Origin of the sequence: Arthrobacter sp. RCC_34 (assembly GCF_041360795.1) — a bacterium.
Taxonomy (GTDB): Bacteria; Actinomycetota; Actinomycetes; order Actinomycetales; family Micrococcaceae; genus Arthrobacter_E.
Genome location: NZ_JBFUPW010000003.1, coordinates 369,817 through 393,072, shown reverse-complemented (window position 1 = coordinate 393,072; position 23,256 = coordinate 369,817). Strand labels below are relative to the sequence as shown.

Here is a 23,256-nt window from a genome sequence, read left to right as displayed (position 1 = left end):
CAGGAGACTACTGCGCAGCGTCGGTGCCGGCCTGCTTGACGGCGTGGCCCCCGAACTGGTTGCGGAGGGCGGCCACCATCTTCATGGCGGGCGAGTCCTCCTGGCGGGAGACGAAACGGGCGAACAGTGCCGCGGTGATGGCGGGGGCGGGCACCGCGTTCGCGATCGCCTCCTCCACGGTCCAGCGGCCTTCACCGGAATCATCGGCCCAGCCGGCGATCTTGTCGAGACCCGGATCCTCTTCCAGGGCGTTAACGGCGAGGTCGAGCAGCCACGAGCGCACGACGGTGCCCTTCTGCCAGGCGCGGAAGGTTCCGGTCACGTCCTTGATGATGTCCTTGGCGGCGAGCAGTTCGTAGCCTTCGGCGTAGGCCTGCATGAGGCCGTACTCGATGCCGTTGTGCACCATCTTGGCGTAGTGACCTGCGCCGACGTCGCCGACGTGGACGAAACTGTCCTCACGGGGCCCTTCGGGACGGAGGGCGTCGAACACCGGCATGGCCGATTCGACGTCTTCGGCGCTGCCGCCCACCATGAGGCCGTAGCCGTTCTGCAAGCCCCAGACACCGCCGGACACGCCGCAGTCGACGAAGCGGATGCCCTTCTCGGCGAGGAGTGCGGCGTGCTTCTGGTCTTCGGTGAAACGGGAGTTGCCGCCGTCGATCACCAGGTCACCGGGGGAGAGCTTTTCGGAGAGTTCGCGGATCAGCGCGTCGGTGATCTCACCGGCGGGAACCATGACCCAGACGACGCGCGGGGTGGGCAGCGCACTGATGAGCTCGTCCACGCTTGCGACGTCGGTCTTCTCCGGGTTGCGGTCGAATCCGGTGACGGTCACGCCGCCATCGCGGAGACGTTGCCGCATGTTGAAACCCATCTTGCCGAGCCCGATCAAACCAATGTGCATGGCGTCCACTTCTTTCCTTAGCTGGTTTCGCACGTCAGTTCGGGAGGCGGACGGGCATCACCAGGTAGCGGTAGTCGTCCGAGTCCTCGCCCTCGAGCTCCGCCTGAGCCGTCAGCATGGCCGGCTTCGGAGCGGAGGTGAAGGAGAACCTGACGAACCGGGTCTCGATGACGCTCAGACCCTCGATCAGGTAACCGGGGTTGAACGCGACCGTGATGTCCTCGCCTTCCAAACGTGCTTCCAGCTCTTCGGAGGCCTGGGCGTCTTCGCCCGTGCCGGCATCGAGGTGGACTTGTCCATCAGTGAAAGCCAGACGCACCGGGGTGTTCCGCTCAGCGACGAGCGAGACACGGCGGACGGCCTCCACGAGTTCGGAGGTGTTGACCACGGCGTGGATGGCCGTGGTTTCAGGGAAGAGCGAACGGATCTTGGGGTAGTCGCCGTCCACCAGCAACGAGGTGGTGGCACGTCCGGCGCTCTCGAAGGCGATCAGCCGGGAGTCGTCCTGGGTGATCGCGAGCTTCAGTTCGCCACTGCCGCCGAGGGTCTTGGCGACTTCGTTGAGGGTTTTGGCCTTGACCAGCGCGGACATGGACTGTCCGGGAGCGGTGGGCGCCCAGGGGAGTTCCTTCATGGCCAGACGGTAGCGGTCGGTGGCGAGGAACGTGATGAGGTCGTCTTCGAACTCGAGGCGCACACCGGTGAGGATCGGCAGGGTGTCGTCCTTGCTCGCGGCGATGATCACCTGGCTGACGGCCTGCGAGAACGCGGCCCCGTCGACCATTCCGTTGCTGTCGGGCAGTGCCGGGAGGGCGGGGTACTCGTTCTCCGGCATGGTCGCGAGGTGGAATGAGCTGCGGCGGCAGGTCAGGGTGACCTTGGACCCGTCGGTCTCGATGTCGACCGGTGCGGAGGGCAGGCTGCGGCAGATGTCGGCGAGCAGACGGCCGGACACGAGAATCGTGCCTTCATCGCGGATCTCAGCGGGGATCTCCAGACGTGCCGACGTCTCGTAATCGAAGCTCGAGAGGCTGACCGTTCCGTGTTCCGCCTTGAGGAGGAGACCAGAGAGAACCGGTACCGGTGGCCGGGGAGAAAGTGAGCGTGCTGCCCAGCTCACTGCCTCGGCGAGAACGTCCCGTTCGACTCTGAACTTCACGGAAGGGTGCCGCCTTTCAAGTACGGGAGCTCGTTGCGCCCAGCTTAGTCGGATTCAGCTTGCAAGAATACCCGGCCCCGGAGCCAAGTGCTGCACGGGTGGCCGATCTCACGGGATCCGAGTGGATCCGGCGATGCCGGGTTCACCTCGGGATCCAGCCGTTCGGCGGTTCGTCCGGTGAAGTTCCGGGGACCTGCCGTGGAGGGGTGTTCCGGTCCCGCCGGGGCCGGAGGCCTCGGGGTTGTGGGACGGGCGCCGGAGCGGAGGGAAGTTGTTATCTCACGATTTTCAGATCTTTTGGGATTCGTAGTGTTAATAACTGCTGTGGATTCTGTGGATAACCGGATCCAGCCGCGTCCTTCCGCGGAAGTTCCCTGTTGACTCGCTGTGGGCGTTAATGCCGACAACCGCAGTGTGCCTGTGGGCAATGCTTCAGCGTCATTTCGGGGATCCACAGCGTCGCAGGAGGTTTTAAGACCATTCGACCGGCTTCTCCACTTAACTGTCCCCAGGTTTATCCACAGGTGTTGTTAAGTTAATAAGGAGTGGGTTCCGCGAAGGGCCTCAGGCCTCTCGCTGCTGCTGCTTGATCTTGTTGGTCAGTTCGGTGACCTGATTGAAGATCTGGCGGCGTTCGCTCATCAGTTCGCGGATCTTCCGATCGGCGTGCATCACGGTGGTGTGATCCCGTCCGCCGATCTCCTGGCCGATCTTCGGCAGCGACATGTCCGTGAGCTCGCGGCAGAGGTACATGGCGATCTGACGAGCGGTCACGAGCGTCCGGGTACGGGACTTGCTGCACAGCTCGTCGAGCGAGAGCTTGAAGTAGTCCGCTGTGGCGTCGAGGATCTGGGACGCCGTGATCTCCTGGGCGCCTTCATCGGTGATGAGGTCCTTGAGCACCATCTCGGCCAGGGCCACGTCCACCGGCTGACGGTTCAGGCTGGCGAAGGCGGTCACGCGGATGAGAGCGCCCTCCAGTTCACGGATGTTGCTGGAGATGCGGGAAGCGATGTATTCGAGCGCCTCATCCGGCGCGGAGAGCCCTTCGCTGAGGGCCTTCTTGCGGAGGATGGCGATGCGGGTCTCCAGCTCCGGGGGCTGGATGTCCGTGAGGAGGCCCCATTCGAACCGCGACTTCAGACGGTCCTCGAAGCCGTCGAGCGCCTTGGGCGGCTGATCGCTGGTGATGACCACCTGCTTGTTGTTCTGGTGCAGGGCGTTGAACGTGTGGAAGAACTCCTCCATCGTGGCGTCCTTGCCGGCCAGGAACTGGATGTCGTCGATCAGCAGGACGTCCACGTTCCGGTACATCTGCTTGAAGCTGGTGCCCTCGTCATCGCGGATCGAGTTGATGAAGTCGTTCGTGAACTCTTCGGAGTTCACGTAGCGGACGCGGATGCCGCTGTAGAGGCGCCGGGCGTAGTGGCCGATCGCGTGCAGCAGGTGGGTCTTGCCCAGGCCGGAATCGCCGTAGATGAAGAGCGGGTTGTAAGCCTTGGCCGGCGCCTCGGCGACCGCCACCGCGGCGGCGTGTGCGAAGCGGTTCGACTGCCCGATCACGAAGGTGTCGAAGAGGTACTTGGGGTTGAGCCGGCCGAACTCCTGGGAATTGCTCGGCGGAGTGGGCTGGGCCCGGACCTCGCTGGCCGGCGTCTCGATGTCCAGCTCCTCAGGGATCACGACGGCGGCGGGCACGGCAGGCACGACGGGAGAGAGATTGGCGTCCACGTCGATCGCGCAGCGGATCTCGTCTGAGAACACCTCCCGCAGGGCGGCGTCCAGGGAATCCTTCACCTGGTTGATCAGGACGTCACGGGTCATCTCATTGGGAACGGCCACCAGGAGGGTGGAACCGACCAGGCCCTGAGCCTGAGCGAGGGAGACGAAAGCGCGCTGACGTGGGGAAACCTGCGGATCCCGCTCCAGAAGATGGACCACCTGGCGCCAGGGACCACCGACCGTGTCTGCGTGATTGCTCTCGTCCATGCGCACCGTGACTTTCTGACTCTGGGGTTCCCGTACGTCGTGCCGCGCAGTCCTGGCGTGATGGACCGCACTTTTCCACAGTGTTATGCACAATCGGTGGAAAACGGCTACTGAGACACTGTAGACGATCGAAAATCCAGAAGATAGCCAGCCTCCGGCCTGTGGATAATTACATCGATGTGGTTCCGCGGAATGGCCGGGAACCGTGCTCGTCCACAGTTTCCACAGCTTCTTGTCCACCCCCCTGTGGATGGGTGTGGGTATGCTCTAGATTTGACGCCCTGCTCCCGCCTGCCCTAACGTTGACTAGTCCCCTATGTCCTCATGGGGGGTCCACGCCCACACTTCAGGGCCGAACATGGCAGCCAGCCGTTCCGTTCGTTCCGTGGGTGAGTACAAACTTTGCGTCAGCCTTTGCTTCCCCGCGATCCAGGTAGACGCGTCCCGTCAAACAACTGGAGCAACCACCGTGAGCAAGCGGACTTTTCAGCCGAACAACCGCCGTCGTGCCAAGAAGCACGGCTTCCGTCTTCGTATGCGTACCCGTGCAGGCCGCGCCATCCTGGCTGCCCGCCGTGGCAAGGGCCGCACTGAGCTCTCGGCGTAAAGCCGACTAGTCGACCCGAGCCAGGCCTGGCGACAGAGTGCTTCCCGCACAGAACCGCCTGCGGCTTCCTGCCGACTTCTCCACCACACTTCGTTCCGGTGTCCGTGTAGGGCGCCGGAACTTAGTTCTATCTGCGTGCCTTTCGTCGCCGGATGCGCCGGGCCGTTTCGGCTTCATCGTGTCCAAGGCCGTCGGGAACGCTGTGGTCCGCAACCTCGTTAAGCGGAGGTTGAGAGAGATCGGTGCCCGACTGCTGCAGGACCACCCCGCTGGAATCGATGTGGTGGTGCGTTCCCTGCCGGCGGCGGCACAGGCGGACTGGGAGGAACTCGTGGCGGACATGGATCAGGCATTCGCCGTGGCACAGCGCCGTCTTGCCGCGCGCACGCGCGAGCGGGCCGGGGCGGACACCGCCTCCGGCGAGGCTCGAGCGTGAACGTGGCGTCCGCCGTCGTGCGCGGCGTCATCGATCTGCCGAGGAACATCCTGATCGGTGCGCTCAAGCTGTACCGCCTGGCGGTCTCACCGCTCTACGGACAGGTGTGCCGGTATTTCCCCAGCTGCTCCGCCTACGCGTTGGAAGCGGTCACCGTCCATGGTGCGGTCAAAGGGAGCTGGCTTGCGGGCCGGCGCTTGCTGCACTGCCACCCGTGGAGCGACGGCGGCCTGGACCCGGTGCCGGACGGCGGCCGTTCGTGGCCGGCGGACCGGGTTCCGCGGATCGTCATGCTGAACCACCCGCACGACTACCTGCCGCAGGACACCGGGCCCGCCCCGGCCGCAGCCAAGACCACTGAAGAAGAGCGCCGCTCCGCGGCCTGATTGAGGGACACATCATGGACATCTTTGGGGCGATACTGGCGCCTTTCAAATGGCTGGTCAGCATTGTCATGCTGGGCTTCCACGAAGCCTTCACGTTCCTGGGCCTGCCCAGTGAATCCGGCTGGACCTGGACCCTGTCCATCATCGGCCTGGTGGTCGTGATCCGTGCGGCGCTGATCCCGGTGTTCGTGAAGCAGATCCGTGCCCAGCGTGGCATGCAGCTCCTGCAGCCGGACCTGAAGAAGCTCCAGGAGAAGTACAAGGGCAAGACGGACCAGCTCTCCCGCCAGGCGATGGCGCAGGAGCAGATGGCCCTCTACAAGAAGCACGGCACCAACCCGTTCTCGGCCTGTCTCCCCATGCTGATCCAGATGCCGTTCTTCTTCTCCCTCTTCCAGGTGCTGTCCGGCATCTCGCAGGCCAAGGAGAAGGGCGAGGGCATCAGCGCCCTGAGCCACGAGAACGTCGTCGAGTTCGACAAGTCCTCCATCTTCGGTGCGCCGCTCTCCTCGGCGCTGCTCCACGGTGGCGGGGTGTCCGTCTGGATCCTGTCCATCATCATGATCCTGGCGATGACCGCTTCGCAGTTCATCACCCAGAAGCAGATCATGGCCAAGAACATGTCCGAGGAAGCCCTGGCCAGCCCGTTCATGCGCCAGCAGAAGATGCTTCTCTACATCCTGCCGGTCGTCTTCGGTGTGGGTGGCATCAACTTCCCCATCGGTGTCCTGATCTACTGGACCGTCTCCAACCTGTGGACCATGGGCCAGCAGTTCTACGTCATCCGCCGCATGCCGACCCCCGGTTCCCAGGCGGCCCGCGAGCTCAACGAGCGCCGCAAGGCCAAGGGTCTGGCCCCGATCGACGTCACCACGGGTAAGAAGGTCGCCCCCGAGGACATCCCGGCCGAGCCGGAGAAGCCCAAGGGCCAGCGCTACCAGCCGAGCCGCAAGAACAACCGGAAGAAGAAGAAGTGAGTGTAGAGACGCCCGCCGAGGAGACCGCCGTGACCGAGGCTCCGGAGAACGTGAACCGTCTTGACGAGGAAGGCGACGTCGCCGCGGACTACCTCGAAGAGCTTCTGGACATCGCCGACATCGATGGCGACATCGACATCGAGGTCCGCAACGGCCGCACCTACATCTCCATCGAAGCCGACGGTGAGAACCACGGGCTGGACAGCCTGGTGGGCCAGGACGGCGAGGTGCTGGAGGCTCTGCAGGAGCTCGCCCGTCTGGCCGTGCTCTCCGCCACGGAGAACCGCTCCCGCCTGGTCCTGGACATCAACGGTTACCGCCGCGGCCGCACCGTGGAGCTCTCCAAGATCGCGCAGGACGCCGTGGATCGCGTCAAGAACGACGGCGGCCGGGTCGCCTTGGAGCCTATGAGCGCCTACGAGCGCAAGATCGTGCACGATGCGGTGGCTGAGCTCGGATTCGTGAGCGAGTCCGAGGGCGAAGGCCCCCGACGGCACATCGTGGTCAGCGCAGACTGACTTTCCACCCGCCCGGCCCTCAGGACCGGGCGGGTCGCTTTTTCCCGCAGGAGATCAGGGGCCGCTCGGCCCCGGAATCAGATCAGGAGAGGAACGGATGTCCCCCATCCAGGACGAGTCGGCACAGGACCTTGAGAACACTCTTGAGGTGTCCGCGGCCGACGCCACGTTGACCGCCGGAGAGCGGGAGGCTGCGCAGCGCATCTTCGGCGACCGTCTGCCGCTCGCGGAGCGCTATGTGGAACACCTGGCGACATCGGGGATCGAACGCGGCCTCCTCGGGCCGCGCGAGGTGCCGCGTCTCTGGAGCCGCCATGTCCTCAACTGCGCGGTCATCGAATCCTGCATCGCCGAGAACGCTGTCGTGGCGGATGTCGGGTCCGGCGCCGGCCTCCCCGGCCTCTGTCTCGCCATTGCACGGCCTGACCTTCACCTCACGCTGATCGAACCATTGGAACGCCGCTGCATCTGGCTCCAGGAGGTCATCGACGATCTCGAGCTGGACAATGTGGTGGTGTGGCGCGGCCGAGCCGAAGCCGCCGTGGGGCTCGAGGAATTCACCGTGGTGACGGCTCGGGCCGTGAGCGCACTGGACAAGCTGGCACGGCTGACCCTGCCCCTTCTGGAAGGCCGCGGGGAACTCGTGGCGATCAAGGGCCGGAGCGCTCAGGACGAGATCGAGAAGGCCCAGAAGGTGCTCAAGAAGCTCGGCGCCGTGAAGACGGACATCGTGGTGTGCGGCGAGGAGCTCCTCGAGGAGTCCACCACGGTGGTTCGGGTCAGAGTCGGCAAGCAGAACTGACCTCGGCGAACGCCGTCGGGGATGCCTTCCGCCGCGGTCGGCGGGGCGCGCGCTCTGTGAAGGCCGCCCGTCGGCCGGAGGGTCGAGCGGTTAGGCTAGAAGTCGGTCGGAGAGATGTCCAGGAGAAAGAGTGTGTCCCGTGAGTGAACGCGAGAGTACCGTGCACCGGATCCCGCCCTTCGTTCAGCTGGGTTCCGCGCGCTCCACGGAGGTCCGCAGCGTACCGACACGACCCGCGCCTAAGAAACCTGATTCGGTTGATAATGCATCGAAGGAAGGCGTTTCACGTGAAACGTCTGGCAAGAAGGCGAGTACTGTGATCGATTCGATTGACGAGTCAAGCCCCATCGCGCGGCAGCTGGCGAGCGAGACGCGACGGCGGGAGAAGCTCGCGGGCCGCGTGCTGCCCAAGCCGAAAGCCACTCGCGTCTTCACGGTGTCGAACCAGAAGGGCGGCGTCGGCAAGACGACCACGACGGTGAACATCGCGGCCGCCCTCGCTTCCGCGGGACTGAATGTCCTCGTGATCGACATCGATCCGCAGGGCAACGCGTCGACGGCTCTCGGCATCGAACATCACGCCGAAGTCGACTCCATCTACGACGTTCTCATCGACGATCTCCCCCTCGCCGAAGTCGTGGCAGACTGCCCGGACATCGACCGTCTGCAGTGTGCGCCGGCGACGATCCATCTGGCAGGGGCGGAGATCGAGCTCGTCTCTCTCGTCGCCCGTGAGCAGCGGCTTCGCCGCGCGATCGACGTGTATGCCAAACACCGTGAGCAGCAGGGCCTGGAGCGGCTCGATTTCATCTTCATCGACTGCCCGCCGAGCCTGGGGCTCCTGACCGTCAACGCTTTCTGCGCTGCGCAGGAGGTCCTCATCCCGATCCAGTGCGAGTACTACGCTCTGGAGGGTCTGAGCCAGTTGCTCAAGAACATCGAGATGATTCAGAAGCACCTCAACGGTGATCTGAGAGTCTCGACGATTCTGTTGACGATGTACGACGGGCGGACCAACCTCGCGGCCCAGGTGGCGGCGGAAGTCCGTGAGCACTTCCCCCAGGAGGTCCTCTCGGCCGTCATCCCCCGCTCGGTGCGAATCTCTGAAGCTCCGAGCTACCAGCAGACCGTGCTGACGTATGATCCGAACTCAAGCGGCGCGCTCTCCTATCTGGAAGCCGCTGCTGAGATCGCCGAGCGCAGCTGATGCGTGAAGCCGAACGACTAGAGAAGAAACCCCTGCGATTGATTTCGCGCCATCGGAAGGAGGGAGGAATCCCACATGAGTGAAAAGCGACGTGGCCTGGGCCGCGGTCTGGGTGCCCTGATCCCCAGTGCTGCCGATGCGGGCAGTGCAGCGCCCACCACCCGTCCGGTGGATCTGTTCTTCCCCGCTCCCCAGCGGAACCGCGAACAGGATGGTGCGACGGAGACTGGTGAAGCCAGCCCCGCATCGCAAGGGACGACAGCTCCCGCTGAGAAGCCGCAGAAGGTCACTCAGCGGCCCGCCAAGGCCGCCGACGCTTCCCGGGCCGCCAAGGACTCCGGGAAGGCTGCTGCCGCCCAGGAGAGCCCTGTGAAGAAGGCGCCTGCCCGTGGCGCCAAGGCCGCGGCGGGAGAAGCCGCCCCTGCGGCCGAGAAGCCGACGCGCGCGCGTCGTGCGAAGCCAGAGGAAGCGGTCACCCCCGACAGCGCGACGTCGGCTGCCGCCCCTGTCGCGGTCGACGACGCCGGCGCGCAGGATGGTCTGGTTCCGGTGCCCGGGGCTCAGTTCGCTGAGATCCCGGTCGGCGACATCTCCCCCAACCCTCGTCAGCCCCGCCAGGAGTTCGACGAGCAGGATATGGCGGAACTGGTCCACTCGGTCCGTGAAATCGGTGTTCTGCAGCCGATCGTGGTCCGCCGGAAGCCCGAAGGTTCCGGTTTCGAACTGGTCATGGGTGAGCGGCGTTGGCGTGCGACTCAGGAAGCCGGGCTTGAGACGGTCCCCGCGATCATCCGAGAGACCACCGATGACGACCTGCTGCGTGACGCTCTGCTCGAGAACCTCCACCGCAGCCAGCTGAATCCCATCGAAGAGGCTGCTGCCTACCAGCAGCTTCTGGAGGATTTCGGCGCCACCCATGAGGAACTTGCGGACCGTATCGGCCGTTCGCGTCCTCAGGTGTCGAACACCATTCGCCTGCTGAAGCTCCCTCCCCTGGTCCAGCGACGTGTGGCTGCCGGAGTGCTTTCCGCCGGCCACGCGCGTGCACTGCTGGGTCTGCCGGATGCTCCGGCCATGGAGCGCCTGGCACAGCGCATTGTCGCCGAGGGGCTTTCGGTGCGCGCGACGGAAGAGGCCGTCGTTCTCTTCCAGGATCCTGTCGACCCGAAGAAGCCCGCGGCTCCGCGGAACACCGCGCGTCACGAACGGCTGGACTATCTTGCCACCTCGCTCGCGGACCGGCTTGATACGAACGTCAAGATCACGCTTGGCGCCCGAAAGGGACGTGTCAGCATTGAGTTTGCCAGTGTTGACGACCTGAATCGCATCATGGATGTCATCAACCCGTCCTAACGTCTGACTTCCAAGGGGGTCTGTGTTTCACGTGAAACACAGACCCCCTTGGCGTATCCGGGGTTGGGTGTTCGCTGCGCCGGCCGGCGTTCGCTCTGGCACCCGCGCACTCTCGTCCACCCGGCTACATTCGAGATCCAGCGTTCGTGGGTGCCTAGGCTGCGCTTTAGGCACGGTGGTCATGCGCATCGTGGAGGTGCCGCGCGTGATTACCCAGTGTTGAGACATGGCGCATCGGCGTCCAATTACAGGGACATCTGGATCGCTGTTGGACTGGCAAGCGCAAGGTCGGTCCACTTCGCCTTCGTGAGATCCGCTCCCCCGCCACACGTTGCCAGTCAGGGGAGGATCGTTGCAGAGGCCCTTGCCTCAGGCTGGACGCGCAGGACTTCGGATTGTTTCACGTGAAACGTCGGGTGACGGGTTCGCAGATGCGTGCGCTGACCCGATTCTGGCTTCACATCTTGAGTACGTCGACGCCCCGGCGAATTCGAAAAACGGGCTAGCCGTGCCCAGGCTCTCCAAGGAGCGGCAAGTCAGACATCATTTCGTGCCGAGAAGCGGTCGGGGTCTACCGAAGCAGTACGTGCCGAACATTGTCGCCAGTTTGATCCGCATCCGAGTTCCCAAGCTCCAGCCACTGTGGTGCCGGATCGCATTCCTTCCGGCGTTGCATTCCGAGGCACGGTCCGGTGGCGTTCTGGTGGCGAGGACCCATGGTCGTTGCCATGTAGACCCGGCATCACCAGGTCTCGGACCGATGTCGCGGTTTCACGTGAAACATCATCTGCGATCTGAGTCTGACACACGGCAGACCGTCCTAAGCAGCCGACCCAGTGGATACATGCGGGTCGCCAGAACCGACCCCGTGGGCATCAGGTCACTACGGCGTCTGACAGTGGCAGGTGGCCTGGCCGGGCGCTACGGTGGCCCAGTCCACGGGAAGCGCATCTTGGAGGCTCACTCGACATTACCTTCTCTAGTAGGTTGGCCGGTTCCGAATCAGGTTCGCGAAATGGTGGTTGGCAGAAACCATGAAAGCCAACTTACGGACGTTGCCTGACAGCTCTCTGTATGTGTGTGGTGAGCCCTTGGAGAGAACCGAGACATGCTTCCCGCCGCGGCCCGCAACTGACCCTGAATGCCGGAACGACGGTCACTCATCGCCAGTGGAAGCCCGGCCAGCTTCCGGAGCGCTTATGCATTGTTGCCTTCGTCGTCATCGCCGCCATTCGCTTTCCAGCGCCGTCGCGGTGTCACTCGTACGGCGCCTGTAGAGCCCTAGGACGAAGACTAGAGGGTGGGCGCCCCGGTAAAGGCCCTGACCGTATTCGAGGGCCGCAGGAGGGGCGTGGGTGGGTCGCTACGGCCCGGATAGGCGTTCTCCGTCGCTCTGGGCAGCGAAGCAGCGAGAAGGCCTCGCAACGGGCACCGCGGATGCGTTCGCCCCTCCCCGCACGCTCCCCATGCGCTCAAGGCATGATTGAGCTGGTTGTCCGGTGCTTACGGAGTCGGCTTAGACCGGCGAGGGGCGTGCGAGTTGTCCCGCTGAACCCTGGAGAGGGACGCTAGGATATCTGAGCTGGCCTCGCCGACGGCGCTCTACCCGCCCACTTCGGGCCCAGTCCGCAGCGCTGGGCGCTCCCCGGGTCTTACGCTGGCACCGATGTTCGGTTCCGAGTATGTCTCTGGTCGAAGCGCCCATGCTGGTTCTGTCGAACAGTCGGTCCGTGTTTCACGTGAAACATCCCCTGAACTTGTAGTTCCCATAGTCCGTACGTGAGGCCGGCATTGCGCGAATGGATCCGTCCGCCTGGTGGGAGGGTGAGTTGGATGGCCGCTGCTAGCTGTCTGGCGGCACCGGCAACCGTGGGGACGCGGCGGGCACTTGGCTCCCGCCGCCGTGCAGAGCTGTTCAGGTGAGGGTGCCCACTCCCCGGCGGACTGCCGTGCTCACGAGGGATGCATGACCTGTCCTCGAGGTGAGGGTCCAAGACACGTTCCGGTCAGCGGTGCGGGGACTCTCCACTGAACACCTGGCGTTGACCATGGCGCCGTCGGTCCTGGCGGTTAGTGGTCGGATCACGAGTTCGGGCCGTGGCCACTCGACAGCCGCGTCGGCTGCGGAGTTGCTTCAGTTCCCCCGCAGCCGGGAGTGCTCGCATGCTGTGGACAGATGTTGTGGATAACTCTGTGGACAGGAGTCGGGTGCTAAGAGCGCAGGAGGCGCATCTCGCTTCCAGGCCACACGCATCTGTGGATGAAACGACTGACGCTCGTCCTGAGGTTTGCTGATGCGGGTAGAGCTTGCGACGGCCTCTATCGCATGGTGAGGTCTCAGCATCTCTCGGGCGTAATCCCCCTATTCTGGAGTGAAAATCGAGGCGTTGATGAAGTTCTTAGTCTGAAACTGGCGTGATTTCGCGGAATCTCGGGCCCCTGCGCTGTCGTCTCTCGGTCGATGGAGTCCATGTCAGTCCTGTCGGTTATGACTCTGTCGTAGTGACGATCTGATGTCTGTCGGCTCGGCGTGCATGATGTTTCACGTGGAACACGCCCAGCCTCCCTATCCACAGCGAGCTGTGGATAAGCCCATCATGATCCACATCACCCTCGGAGGACGCGCCCGGTAGGCTGTGGACAGCGCTGTGGATAAGTGTTGTGGAAAGTTGAGCGGATCTGCACCACCTCCTAGGAGATCCGCGCGGGAGCCCACACCCTTTGAGGCAGAGGACGTGGCTCTCTGGGCGTAGGATGCTCGCTCAGAGAGCCAGAGAGCTCGCTGGCCGGGGCTGGCAGCTTGCGGATGCGCGCCTCAGAGCCGACGCCTGATGTGCTTAGAACATCTGGCGCGTGAGAACCCAGACGCGTCACGTAGTGGGACTGCTGCGGGCTGATTCAGACTCTCGATGTCAGCTCGCACCAACCACCATTCAGGCGTAGAACGTAGGCTCCTGCACCTGGCATGCAAGGGGGTTTGCCCACCAAAGAGCTCACCACCGTGCGGTGGGCCGGTATGGCCGAAGTGGACCGAACTGAGCTGAACCGAACTGAACTGGTCCGAGCTGCGCCGAACTGAACCGTTCTGAGCCGACCAAGGCGGACTGCCTGGGCGGCGGTAGATCGTGCCGAGTGCGGATGGAGTGCACTGCCCTGGAGTGAAGGGGACGAAGCCGGACCCAAGCGGACCGGACCGACCGGTGGTGGGTGGGTCGGCCCAGAACCGATTGACTGGGGTGGAGTGGGGGTTTCGTCGGGACACCAGCTTGGAAATCTGGAAGGTGATGGAGGTTCGGTCGCTGCCGATCGGTTGCGCCTGTGGGTTCAGAGAGCTCGTCTAGAACCATCGGGGCCCCACTGACTCATGGTGGCGTCAACCTTCGGTTACCTAGAGGCAGGACCAGCTTCCGATCCCCCCGTCCGACGATCGTAGGGGTTGTCTGTTTCGGGCAATGGTCTCGTCCATTTGTGTGTCGCGCACCTGGTTGTTCGTTCCTAAGGCGTTGCAGTGAGGTCAGGGTTCCTCCCGCCAAGAGAAGCTGGGGCTATGGTGTGCGGCAGAGGAGGCTGGTCTGGCGGTGTGGATCCCAGGCTCGGGGGTTGTTAGACGAGTTTTCTTTGGAAGGCAGGTGACAGCGACTTCCATGGTTTGGTGGGGTTCTGTATCCCAGAAAGACTTCAGGGGCGGCAGAGGTGCCCTGCTACGTCTCCTGGGCCTGCTTGGTAGATACTCTCGGCTATTGCCGGCCCAGTGGATGTCTGGAGGCTCGTGGCGCTGATGGAGTTGCCGGCGGAGGCGTGTGAGTCAGGGCGGAGCGTTCTTCCATGTTTCACGTGAAACTCTGGAGTCAGAGACGACTGACTTTCCCGAGCAGTCTGTGTGGCCACGGGGCAGGACATGCCGCCAGGACCTTACTGCGATCCTCGCCCTATCCCGAATGGCAGCCGGAAGCTGGGCGATCTGATCGGTTCTTCATCGTCTTTGAGTGAAAGGTCAATCAGTGTTCGTGACGTGATGGCTCGACCAGCATAGAGTCTGGATGCGTCGGAGTCTCGGCGTGCGCGGTGCAGTTGATCGGCGTCATGAGGCGCCATATGGGCATGTGGGGACGAGGGCGGGCTGTTTGGAGCAGCCCGGGACGCTAGGGCGTGGAATCGGCAGGCAGGACACGAATGTCCGCCTCCTGATGGACCCTCCCACCGGAGCAGACGCACGGGCACGTTTCACGTGAAACAGTAAGAGGTCGTGACCGAGAGCCCGCGTACGCTGCTCTTTCACGCCTCCGGGTTTCGTCTTGACGGGCATTTCATCGGGCCGTCAGGAGGTGGAGAGGGCTCTCGAGGACCTCGGGAGCGCTTGTAGTAGGCGCCCGGCCTCCCTGGGACTCTACGGCGGACTGAGAGGCGGGACCCCGCTCCCACCGTGTTGCTCGCAGGCGTGCATTGACTGGCACCTCCGCGGATCTTGCGGGGCGCGCGCGAGAGGCGGTGGCCTCGATGGACCGCAAGACATCACCGTCCCTGCGCAGGCAGCCTCATGGTTGCAGGAGACTGTTCTCTCCGGATTGCTGCTCTCGTCATACCTGCGGCTTAGCGGCGCGCTCCTGCAATCCGGCCGGTCTCGCCCCGTTCGCGTACGTGACGGCGAGGAGGTCGGAGTCGAGTCATCGGGTGTCCTGCTAGGGAGGATCAGATGTGGCGGTGAGCGAGAGACGAAGGCCCGGCAGCCGCAAGTGCTCGCCCGCAGTTCTGGCCCACGATCTTGACGTTCAGCTTAAGAAGAGATCTCCCACGGTCGATATACGGGAGCGATAGGCGAGTTGAGCAGCGTCCCGAGTCTCGAATCGAACTCCTGATTGTCAGGATCGAGGGCCAGGTGGGATGCGAGACCCGCAGGTGAAGTCAGCACTCCCCTGCAGTGAAGTTCCCGGGCGAGGCGTGGAGACGACAGTCATCGTCGCGGTCTTGGCCGCAGCCGAAGTAGTGATTGTTCCGGTCCTGTCAGTGATGTGCGGCAGGGGCAGCTGGGGCGCTCCTGGCCCCTGGAGCGCGCAGGCCGGTGCACTTTGGTCTATAGGATGCCCACCCGGCGTACTGAGGTGAGGTGTTGAGGAGGCGGGTCGGGCAGAACTCGTTGAATCACTTGGGTGTATGCGTGCGATTTGCCCAGCTCCTGGTCGGAATCCATAAGACTCACGATATTCACACCTGGTCTGGCCTTTTGTGAACCTGGACCGGGCGAGGGTGCGAGGAGGGCTTCACTGGGGGTTCAAACTGCTGATGCGCCACTGGCGCCGAGATGTGGCTGCGGGAGCGGAATCAGCCAACCCCCCTCCAGGTCCGATGCACTGCCTCTGCGTGGCGCCGTCGTCGTTCTGGGGGTTCATTCAATGCGGCGCGAACCGACCAAGTTCCCGACCTCTAAGGGTTCAAACGGGCCGATATCCCGCGTTTCACGTGAAACAGCGAGCAAACAGAAGGGGCCCGACGCGTGAGCATCGGGCCCCTTCGAGCGGCTGGTCACCGCGAGGAGAGGGTTCAGCCGAGGACGTCGGCGAATTCCTTCTCGAAGTACTGCTTCGGGTAAGCACCGGTCACAGTGTTCTTCACCTCGCCACCCTGGAACAGGTACACGGCGGGGATGGAAGTGATTCCGTACTTGGAAGCGACGGCGGGGTTGTCGTCGACGTTCACCTTCACGACCTCGACCTTGTCAGAGTTCTCCTCTGCGATCTGGTCCAGGATCGGGCTCAGCCGGCGGCAGGGACCGCACCATTCCGCCCAGAAATCAACGATCACGGGCTTTTCAGCCTGGAGAACGTCGTTCTCAAAGCTTGCGTCGGTAACGTCCTTGGCGTTGCTCATGGTTTCCTTCTTTCTTCGGAATTCTCAGTGGTTCTGGAGGTAGTGCTCGACGTCGATGGCGGCGACACAACCGGAAGCCGCGGCGGTGATCGCCTGGCGGTACTTCGGGTCGATCACGTCGCCGGCCGCGAAGACGCCCGGAAGGCTGGTCTTCGACGTGCGGCCGTCCACGGCGATGGTCCCGTCAGCGGTCAGATCAAGGATTCCCTTGAAGAGGTCGGTGCGCGGGTCGTTACCGATGGCGACGAAGAGGCCGGTGACCGGAAGCTCCTCCTCGACGTCGGTCACGAGATTACGGAGCCGGATACCGGTCACCTTGTCCTCGCCGATGACGTCCACGACTTCGCTGTCCCACACGAAGTCGATCTTCTCGTGCGTCAGAGCGCGGTCGGCCATGATCTTCGAGGCGCGGAGTTCCTTCCGCCGATGGACCACGGTGACCTTGGAAGCGAACTTGGTCAGGAACAGTGCCTCCTCCATCGCAGAGTCGCCACCACCGATGACGGCGATGTTCTGATCCTTGAAGAAGAAACCGTCGCAGGTTGCACACCAGCTCACGCCGTGTCCGGAGAGACGCTTCTCGTTCTCGAGGCCGAGCTCGCGGTAGGCGGACCCGGTGGAGACGATCACGGTGCGGGCATGGTGCGTCTCACCGTTGCCGAGCGTCACGGACTTCACGTCCCCCTCGAGATCCACGGAGACGACATCCTCGTACTCGACCTGAGCACCGAAGCGGCTGGCCTGCTGCTCCAGGTTGTCCATGAGGTCGGGTCCCTGGATGCCCTCCGGGAAGCCCGGGAAGTTCTCCACCTCGGTGGTGTTCATCAGCTCGCCACCGGCGGTCACCGAGCCGGCGAACACGATCGGGTTGAGCTTGGCACGCGCCGTGTAGATGGCAGCGGTGTACCCAGCGGGACCGGATCCGATGATGATGACGTCGTGGACCTCAGGGGCCGTGGTTTCTTGCGTGCTCACGTGGGTGGAATCCTCTTCCTCGCTCAAGCCAAACGAATGCGGCAGAGGGCACAACGGAACGGAGCGCTGAACTATTCCGTCAAAGAAGTGGCCCCAGGCCTCTTCACAGAGTACCTGGGGCCAGTCGACTACTGAATTTTGATTTCCGCCAGCCTCAGACCGTACGGGAACTGTGTCCGCGGGGCTGCCAGTCGAGGCAGGGCCGTGATGTCCATGATCACGTACTGCGTGGTGATGTCCCCACCCACGGCCATGGTCAGGTTCGGACCGGTGAAGGTGTTGCTGGCCACCTGCTTGGCCCCGTCAAGACTGGGCTTGTCGTTCGTGTACATCGTGACCGAGCCGCCGGATCCGCCGAGCTGCGTCAGGGTGATCGACTTGACCTGCGCGGGCTGCTTGAGCTTCACCACGAGGGGAATGCTCTTGACCAGGCCACCCCAGTTCTCCGAGCCGAACTCCATGTTCGACCAGTACGTCGCATTGTTACCGTCGATCGCCTTCGGCAGGTCCTTGTCGAAACCGGCGGCGAAGTCGAAATCACCGAGTCGCGTCAGGGAGTCGATCGCCGGCGGCGCCGCGACCGGTGCGGTGCTCGGAGGCGGCTGCGAACCGGGGTTCGTCGCGGACGGCGCCGTCGTCGCGGTGGTCTTGTCCGCCGACGGCGCGCCACCGTTGAAGAGGTTTCCGAGGTTGGTCACGGCGAAGATCAGCGCGGCGATCAGCACCACGACCAGCACCCCGCCGACGATCCAGCGGGTGCTGCCGTTCTCCGGCGCGGGCGCGTCATCGTCGTCGTCCGTCTCGGTCTCAAAGCCGAGCATCTGACCCCGCGCAGCAGCCGGGAAATGCCCGGCTTCGCGGCGGTCGCGCTCAGCGGAGGCCGCGGGCTGCTGAAGGAAGGCCGCCGTTTCGGGTGCCGGGGCAGCCTCTGCCTCACGGTGGTCCTCGTCATTCCAGACCGTCACCTTGGGCTGCTCGGGCACGTGGGACTGCTCAGGCGCCTTGGACCGCTCAGCGGCGGCGGGCTCCTGGGCACGCGTGACCGGCTCGGTGGCGGGGGACGCCGGGGCCGCAGGCGCGGGGCGTTCCGGTTCGGCCGGCACCTGAGTGCCGGGTGCGGTCCGCGTCGCCTCGTCCTCGGGGGTCCAGCCCTGTTCCGAGTCGTAGTGGATGACCTCGCCGGAGGTCTCGTCATAGCGCCCACCGTAGGTTTCCGGCTCGCGGGAACGCTCCTCCCCGAAGATCTCGCTGCCGAGAGTCTCAGTGAAGAACGGCTCCACATAGGGCGCATCCGTGGCGACCAGCAGATCGAGCAGATCAGGAGCGCTCGAATGGCTGGTGATCAGGTACGTCAGACCGTCGCTGACGCCGAGATCCAGCACTTGCATGGCCCCGGGGCGTTCACCGGTGGCGACTTCGCGGGCGCTCTGTGAGAGCTGCTCCGCGTTCTGCTCGCTGGCCACCAGGATGCTGACCGGGCGGTTCAGGACCTGGTCCACACCGTCCAGCACCTGATCACGGTCATGGGAGAGCAACACCGAGCCTGTGACCTTGTAGCGGCCACCCAGGACGGATCCTGCCTCGATCTGCTGGGACATCACAACCTCCTCAGGCCCCGGGAAGACACGGGGTGTTTCGAGTTTCGATCCTATCGGAGGTCAGATGGGAAGTGGGGATTCTCCCCAGACCGGCCCTGGTATGTGTGACGTCCGAGCTGCGGCAGCTGTGCAGGAGGCGCCCAGAGCCAGTCCCGGAACATCGTCAGCAGGCCCCTCCGTCCCTCGGACCGCACCGCGGTCTCCTCCTCGCCGTAGTACGGCGTGGAGGGATGTGCGCCGCGTGCGGGCTGCGACAGGCCCTCCCCCACGTCTTCGGCACTCGGCGCCGCGCGGAAGCCCTCGGAATCGAATCCGCCGGAGATCCTCGGCAGCAGGCCGGTGTCCATCGAGACGGCCGGGAGGGCACCCGTGGCGGGCTCTTCGCGGGACTCGCGCGGAGCCTGCTCGGCCCGCGCGGAGGGGGCCGACGACGACGCGGCGGCCGGCGTCGTCGTGCCCTCAGCGCCGGCGGGGCGGATGAAGCGCGCCAGCAGCGGACGGAGCAGGTCGCGGAGCTCTTCGACGTGGAAGACCCGCAGGAGCACGACGTAGACGCCGAGCATGACCGGAGCGGCCACGCAGATGGAGAGTAGCGCCGCGGCCTGGTTGTGCCACAGGAAGCCGTCGGCGCGGTAGGTGCCGAACAGCCACAGCACCACCCCGCCGGCGATGGCTGAGCCGATGCCCGCGTAGCCCATGCGGATGTAGGAGTTGACGATGCGCGGGCCGTCCAGATGGCCCAGGACCCGGCGCAGGAAGAACGCGCTGATCAGGACGGACAGGATGTTGCCCACGGAATAGAGCCCGGCGATGGCGTAGATGATCATCCCGGCCGGTAGGAACTGGATGACGAAAGCACCGGCGAGGTTCAGCACGGCCAGTGCCAGCTGCACGTAGAACGGGGTCCGGGCGTCCTCGCGGGAGTAGAACACCCTGGTCATCATGAAGTTGATGCTCAGGCAGGGGCTGGTCAGCGCCAGGATGGAGAGCGTGATCGCCAGCAGCGCGCCGTCCTGCGGTTTGCCGGCCGAGAAGAACATGCCGATCGGGGCGGCCAGCACCAGGAGGGCGATGGCGCTGAACACGATCGCCACGGCACTGGTGCGCAGGCCGTTGGAGAGGGCCGCGCGGAGACCGCGCACGTCGTTGTCCAGGGAGGCCTTGGCCATGCGGTTGAACAGGACCGTGGCGAGGGACACCGAGATGATGGAGTGCGGCAGGAAGTAGAGCTGGCTGGCGATCTCGAGTACCGCGTTACCGGCGATGGGCGGCGAGCCCGCCGGGGCGTTGGCCCGCACGGCGCCGGGGATCGTGGCGATCTTCATGACGTACAGGAACGCCAGCTGGCTGACCACCGTGGTCAGCAGGGCCCAGGAGCCCACCTTGGCCGCCGCGCCGAGGCCGACACCGCGCCAGCCGAAGCGCGGCCGCAGACCCAGCTTGAGGCGCCGGAGCGGGATGAACAGCAGAGCGGTCTGCACCAGGACGCCGAGGGTGGAGAAGCCCGCCACCAGGATGGTCTGACCGGTCCCCCAGTTGTCCAGGGTGTGAGGGTTGGCGGCGCTGGCGCCGAAGATCGCCACGAAAAGGCCGAGGCCGGCGATCGCCACGATGTTGTTGACGATCGGGGCCCACATGGCCGGCGCGAAGGACCCATGGGCGTTGAGGACCTGGGTGAGCATCGCGTACAGCCCGTAGAAGAAGATCTGGGGCAGACAGTAGACCGCGAACGTGACGGCCAGGCTCATCTGAGCGGGGCCGTAGCCCGAGGTGGTCACCTGGATCAGCAAGGGCGCGCACAGCGTGACCAGCGCCGTCAGCGTGAACATGACGATCACGGCCAGCGTCATGAGGCGGCTGATGTAGTCCGCCCCGCTGTCCGGCGCGCGGCTCGCCTTGAGGATCTGGGGCACCAGCACGGCGTTGAAGACGCCGCCCGCCACCAGCACGAACACCATGTTCGGCAGGTTGTTGGCGTTGATGAAGGTGTCCGTGACCGAGGAGCCCAGGCCGAGCGCCACGATCAGCAGCCACGACTTCACGAAGCCGAGGATCCTCGAGATCAGGGTGCCCGCCGCCATCAGGGCGCTGGCGCGTGAATCGCTGGCGCGGGAGGCTGCGGAGGTCGGGGAGTTCAGGGCCGCATCGGCCTTCTTCGCGTGAGACATCCCCAGTATCGTCTCACTCCTGACTGCTCCTCCGCCTGAGGCACGGGCGGGGACGGCCTGTGAGACGGCTTGTCAGGAGGGCAGGTGGCCCGGCAGGAGTTCCCGTGCGAGGTCGGCGATCCGCCGCTCATTGGGGAACGAAAGACGGCGGGCCAGATCGGCCAGAGGGACCCATGCGACGTCGACCGCTTCGTGGTCCGGGTCGTTCTCGATGGTGAGCTCGCCGCCGGTGGCTTCCAGGAGATAGTGGTGCACCGTCTTGTGGACGCGGTGGCTGGTCACGGTGAACCAGTAGTCGATGCTGCCCAGGGGCGTGAGGATGCTCCCCTCGATCCCCGTCTCCTCAGCGATCTCCCGGACCGCGGCGGCCTCATTGCTTTCGGCGCCTTCGGGATGGCCCTTCGGCAGGCACCACTCGAGACGGCCTCCGCGGTTGATGCGGGCGATGATGGCCACGGGCAGCTGAGGCGAGGTGGTGTCCACGACGACGCCGCCTGCCGAGACCTCTTCGACGGTGGGCAGAGGAGTGGTGAAGTTCTGGTTTGCTGGCGCAATGTGGGCACCGATCGCCGAGGGCAGGGGGGCGTTGTTCCTCCTGTTCGGAGCGCTCGGTACTGGATTGGCCATGCCCATAACTCTATCGAGCTTTCGGTGGCCTGAGGACCGGTCCATGTCCTGGCACGGGCTGACGCGGCCCGGGGCGGCGTTGGGGACTGCTGCCGGAAACGTGACAAGCTTGGACCACTATGGTGAGTGAATTTCAGGGTGGCGCGGCCGACTCGGTCGGTTTCCACCTGGACCCCGTGATTCTGGAACTGGGCCAGCTCTTTGCGGATGCAGGACATGACCTTTCCCTGGTCGGCGGACCGGTACGCGATCTGTTCCTGGGCCGGGACGCCCTGGACCTCGACTTCACCACCGATGCGACCCCGGACCGGACCCTGGCGCTCATCAAGCCGTGGGCGGACACGCACTGGGAGATCGGGAAGGCTTTCGGCACGATCGGCTTGCGCAAGTCCGGTTTCCAGATCGAGATCACCACGTACCGGGCCGAGTCGTACGACCCGGAGTCGCGCAAGCCGGTGGTGGCCTTCGGGACCTCGCTGGAAGACGATCTCTTCCGCCGTGATTTCACCATCAACGCGATGGCTCTTCGACTGCCCAGCCGCCAGCTCGTGGATCCCTTCGGCGGGCTGAGGGATCTGCGCGCCGGCGTCCTCGCCACTCCGGGCACGGCCGAGGCGTCCTTCTCCGACGATCCGCTGCGCATGATGCGCGCCGCGCGTTTCGCCTCGCAGCTGGACGTGGGAGTCAGCGACGACGTCCGCGCCGCCATGACGGACATGGCCGACCGCATTTCCATCATCTCCGCCGAACGGGTCCGGGACGAGCTGGTGAAGCTCATCAACGGCGCCCGGCCGCGGGTCGGCATCGATCTCCTGGTGGAGACCGGCCTGGCGGACCGCGTGCTGCCCGAGGTGTCCGCGCTCCGCCTCGAAGCCGACGAGCACCACCGCCACAAGGACGTCTACCAGCACTCGCTGCAGGTCCTGGAGCAGGCGGCGGACCTCGAAACGGACGACGACGGCGCGGTGCCGGGACCGGACTTCGTGCTGCGGTTCGCGGCGCTCATGCATGACATCGGCAAGCCGGCCACGCGCCGCTTCGAAGAGGGCGGCGCGGTGAGTTTCCGTCACCACGACGTGGTGGGCGCCAAGCTCGTGTCCAAGCGCATGAAGGCGCTCCGCTTCGACAACGACACCATCAAGGCCGTGGCCCGCCTGGTGGAGCTGCACATGCGCTTCTACGGCTACGGCGACGCAGGCTGGACCGATTCCGCGGTCCGCCGGTACATCACCGACGCGGGTCCGCATTTGGAACGGCTGCACCGTCTGACCCGCTCGGACGTGACCACCCGGAACCGCAGGAAGGCCGAGCGCCTCGCGTTCGCCTACGACGATCTTGAGCAGCGCATCGCCGAGCTGCGGGAACGCGAAGTGCTCGACGCGGTGCGTCCGGATCTGGACGGCCAGCAGATCATGCAGCTCCTGGGTCTGCGGCCCGGCCCCGTGGTGGGTCGCGCCTACAAGCACCTCCTGGAGCTGAGGATGGAGCACGGTCCTCTCGAACCCGAGCGGGCCGAGGAGGAGCTGCGTTCCTGGTGGGCGCAGCAGCCGGAATCCCAGGCGTCCCCGGAAGGGGCCGCTACGGAACGGACTGAATCCGACCACCCAGCCGTTGACCACCGAGCCGTTGATCACCCAACGCAGCAGGCCGCCGTCGACGGCCGTAAGAACTGAAGGACTGCC

At 64.8% G+C, this 23,256-nt stretch carries 17 protein-coding genes; 9 read left to right on the top strand and 8 right to left on the bottom strand.

Translation table 11 applies throughout. The features are described from left to right. Positions 1-7 precede the first annotated feature (7 nt). The 3 genes from gnd to dnaA all read right to left on the bottom strand — a co-directional run bounded on the left by gnd (position 8) and on the right by dnaA (position 4,061). Positions 8-940, bottom strand: a complete 933-nt coding sequence (gene gnd, locus AB6732_RS13540) for a phosphogluconate dehydrogenase (NAD(+)-dependent, decarboxylating) (RefSeq protein WP_261372319.1) — start codon at positions 938-940, stop codon at positions 8-10. Between the two features lies 1 nt (position 941). Further along, a complete protein-coding gene (gene dnaN, locus AB6732_RS13535; RefSeq protein ID WP_370960446.1) occupies positions 942-2,066 on the bottom strand; it encodes a DNA polymerase III subunit beta in 1,125 nt (374 codons plus the stop codon). Positions 2,067-2,630: 564 nt separating this feature from the next. Next, positions 2,631-4,061 (bottom strand): chromosomal replication initiator protein DnaA, encoded by a 1,431-nt coding sequence (gene dnaA, locus AB6732_RS13530; protein ID WP_370960445.1) that lies wholly within the window; start codon positions 4,059-4,061, stop codon positions 2,631-2,633. Positions 4,062-4,524: 463 nt separating this feature from the next. Between dnaA and rpmH the strand changes: the two genes are divergently transcribed. From rpmH to AB6732_RS13490, 8 genes are all read left to right on the top strand, one after another. Continuing rightward, positions 4,525-4,662: a 50S ribosomal protein L34 gene (gene rpmH / locus AB6732_RS13525; protein WP_003800212.1), complete on the top strand. Its 138-nt coding sequence runs from the start codon at positions 4,525-4,527 to the stop codon at positions 4,660-4,662. A gap of 37 nt (positions 4,663-4,699) precedes the next feature. Further along, positions 4,700-5,098: a ribonuclease P protein component gene (gene rnpA, locus AB6732_RS13520; RefSeq protein WP_370960444.1), complete on the top strand. Its 399-nt coding sequence runs from the start codon at positions 4,700-4,702 to the stop codon at positions 5,096-5,098. Continuing rightward, positions 5,095-5,484: a membrane protein insertion efficiency factor YidD gene (gene yidD / locus AB6732_RS13515; protein ID WP_370960443.1), complete on the top strand. Its 390-nt coding sequence runs from the start codon at positions 5,095-5,097 to the stop codon at positions 5,482-5,484. The genes rnpA and yidD overlap by 4 nt, the downstream gene beginning before the upstream one ends. A 14-nt stretch (positions 5,485-5,498) precedes the next feature. Further along, complete coding sequence (gene yidC, locus AB6732_RS13510; protein ID WP_278267712.1) at positions 5,499-6,461, top strand: membrane protein insertase YidC; 963 nt, start codon at positions 5,499-5,501, stop codon at positions 6,459-6,461. Beyond that, positions 6,458-6,979: a protein jag gene (locus AB6732_RS13505; protein WP_370960442.1), complete on the top strand. Its 522-nt coding sequence runs from the start codon at positions 6,458-6,460 to the stop codon at positions 6,977-6,979. Before yidC ends, AB6732_RS13505 begins: the two co-directional genes overlap by 4 nt. Before the next feature lie 97 nt (positions 6,980-7,076). Beyond that, on the top strand, positions 7,077-7,781 hold the full coding sequence (gene rsmG, locus AB6732_RS13500) for a 16S rRNA (guanine(527)-N(7))-methyltransferase RsmG (protein ID WP_370960441.1): 705 nt from the start codon (positions 7,077-7,079) through the stop codon (positions 7,779-7,781). A gap of 319 nt (positions 7,782-8,100) precedes the next feature. Then, positions 8,101-8,988 (top strand): ParA family protein, encoded by an 888-nt coding sequence (locus tag AB6732_RS13495; protein WP_370960587.1) that lies wholly within the window; start codon positions 8,101-8,103, stop codon positions 8,986-8,988. A 75-nt stretch (positions 8,989-9,063) separates the two neighbouring features. After that, complete coding sequence (locus AB6732_RS13490; RefSeq protein WP_370960440.1) at positions 9,064-10,341, top strand: ParB/RepB/Spo0J family partition protein; 1,278 nt, start codon at positions 9,064-9,066, stop codon at positions 10,339-10,341. Between the two features lie 5,538 nt (positions 10,342-15,879). Here the strand turns inward: AB6732_RS13490 and trxA are convergent. The 5 genes from trxA to AB6732_RS13465 form a co-directional block, all read right to left on the bottom strand. After that, positions 15,880-16,206 (bottom strand): thioredoxin, encoded by a 327-nt coding sequence (gene trxA, locus AB6732_RS13485; RefSeq protein ID WP_066213587.1) that lies wholly within the window; start codon positions 16,204-16,206, stop codon positions 15,880-15,882. Positions 16,207-16,230: 24 nt separating this feature from the next. Beyond that, positions 16,231-17,181 carry a thioredoxin-disulfide reductase gene (gene trxB, locus AB6732_RS13480; protein WP_370960439.1) on the bottom strand — a complete coding sequence of 317 codons (951 nt, stop codon included), beginning with the start codon at positions 17,179-17,181 and terminating at the stop codon, positions 16,231-16,233. 128 nt (positions 17,182-17,309) lie between these two features. After that, entirely contained in the window at positions 17,310-18,779 is a 1,470-nt protein-coding gene (locus tag AB6732_RS13475) for an ABC transporter substrate-binding protein (protein ID WP_370960438.1), read from the bottom strand. A 50-nt stretch (positions 18,780-18,829) separates the two neighbouring features. Beyond that, positions 18,830-20,947, bottom strand: coding sequence for a murein biosynthesis integral membrane protein MurJ (murJ, locus tag AB6732_RS13470; protein ID WP_370960437.1), 2,118 nt, complete (start codon positions 20,945-20,947; stop codon positions 18,830-18,832). Between the two features lie 72 nt (positions 20,948-21,019). Then, positions 21,020-21,526, bottom strand: coding sequence for an NUDIX hydrolase (locus AB6732_RS13465; RefSeq protein ID WP_370960586.1), 507 nt, complete (start codon positions 21,524-21,526; stop codon positions 21,020-21,022). Positions 21,527-21,696: 170 nt separating this feature from the next. On the opposite strand from AB6732_RS13465, the gene AB6732_RS13460 reads away from it, so the two are divergent. Further along, positions 21,697-23,247 carry a CCA tRNA nucleotidyltransferase gene (locus tag AB6732_RS13460; RefSeq protein WP_370960436.1) on the top strand — a complete coding sequence of 517 codons (1,551 nt, stop codon included), beginning with the start codon at positions 21,697-21,699 and terminating at the stop codon, positions 23,245-23,247. The last annotated feature ends 9 nt before the right edge of the window (positions 23,248-23,256 follow it).

What these genes read in the sequence shown, in the direction of transcription:
- rsmG (WP_370960441.1), top strand. Translation starts at nt 7,077, where the DNA reads ATGTCCCCCATCCAGGACGAGTCGGCACAGGACCTTGAGAACACTCTT.
- yidC (WP_278267712.1), top strand. Translation starts at nt 5,499, where the DNA reads ATGGACATCTTTGGGGCGATACTGGCGCCTTTCAAATGGCTGGTCAGC.
- murJ (WP_370960437.1), bottom strand. Translation starts at nt 20,947, where the DNA reads ATGTCTCACGCGAAGAAGGCCGATGCGGCCCTGAACTCCCCGACCTCC.
- trxA (WP_066213587.1), bottom strand. Translation starts at nt 16,206, where the DNA reads ATGAGCAACGCCAAGGACGTTACCGACGCAAGCTTTGAGAACGACGTT.
- AB6732_RS13475 (WP_370960438.1), bottom strand. Translation starts at nt 18,779, where the DNA reads ATGTCCCAGCAGATCGAGGCAGGATCCGTCCTGGGTGGCCGCTACAAG.
- AB6732_RS13490 (WP_370960440.1), top strand. Translation starts at nt 9,064, where the DNA reads ATGAGTGAAAAGCGACGTGGCCTGGGCCGCGGTCTGGGTGCCCTGATC.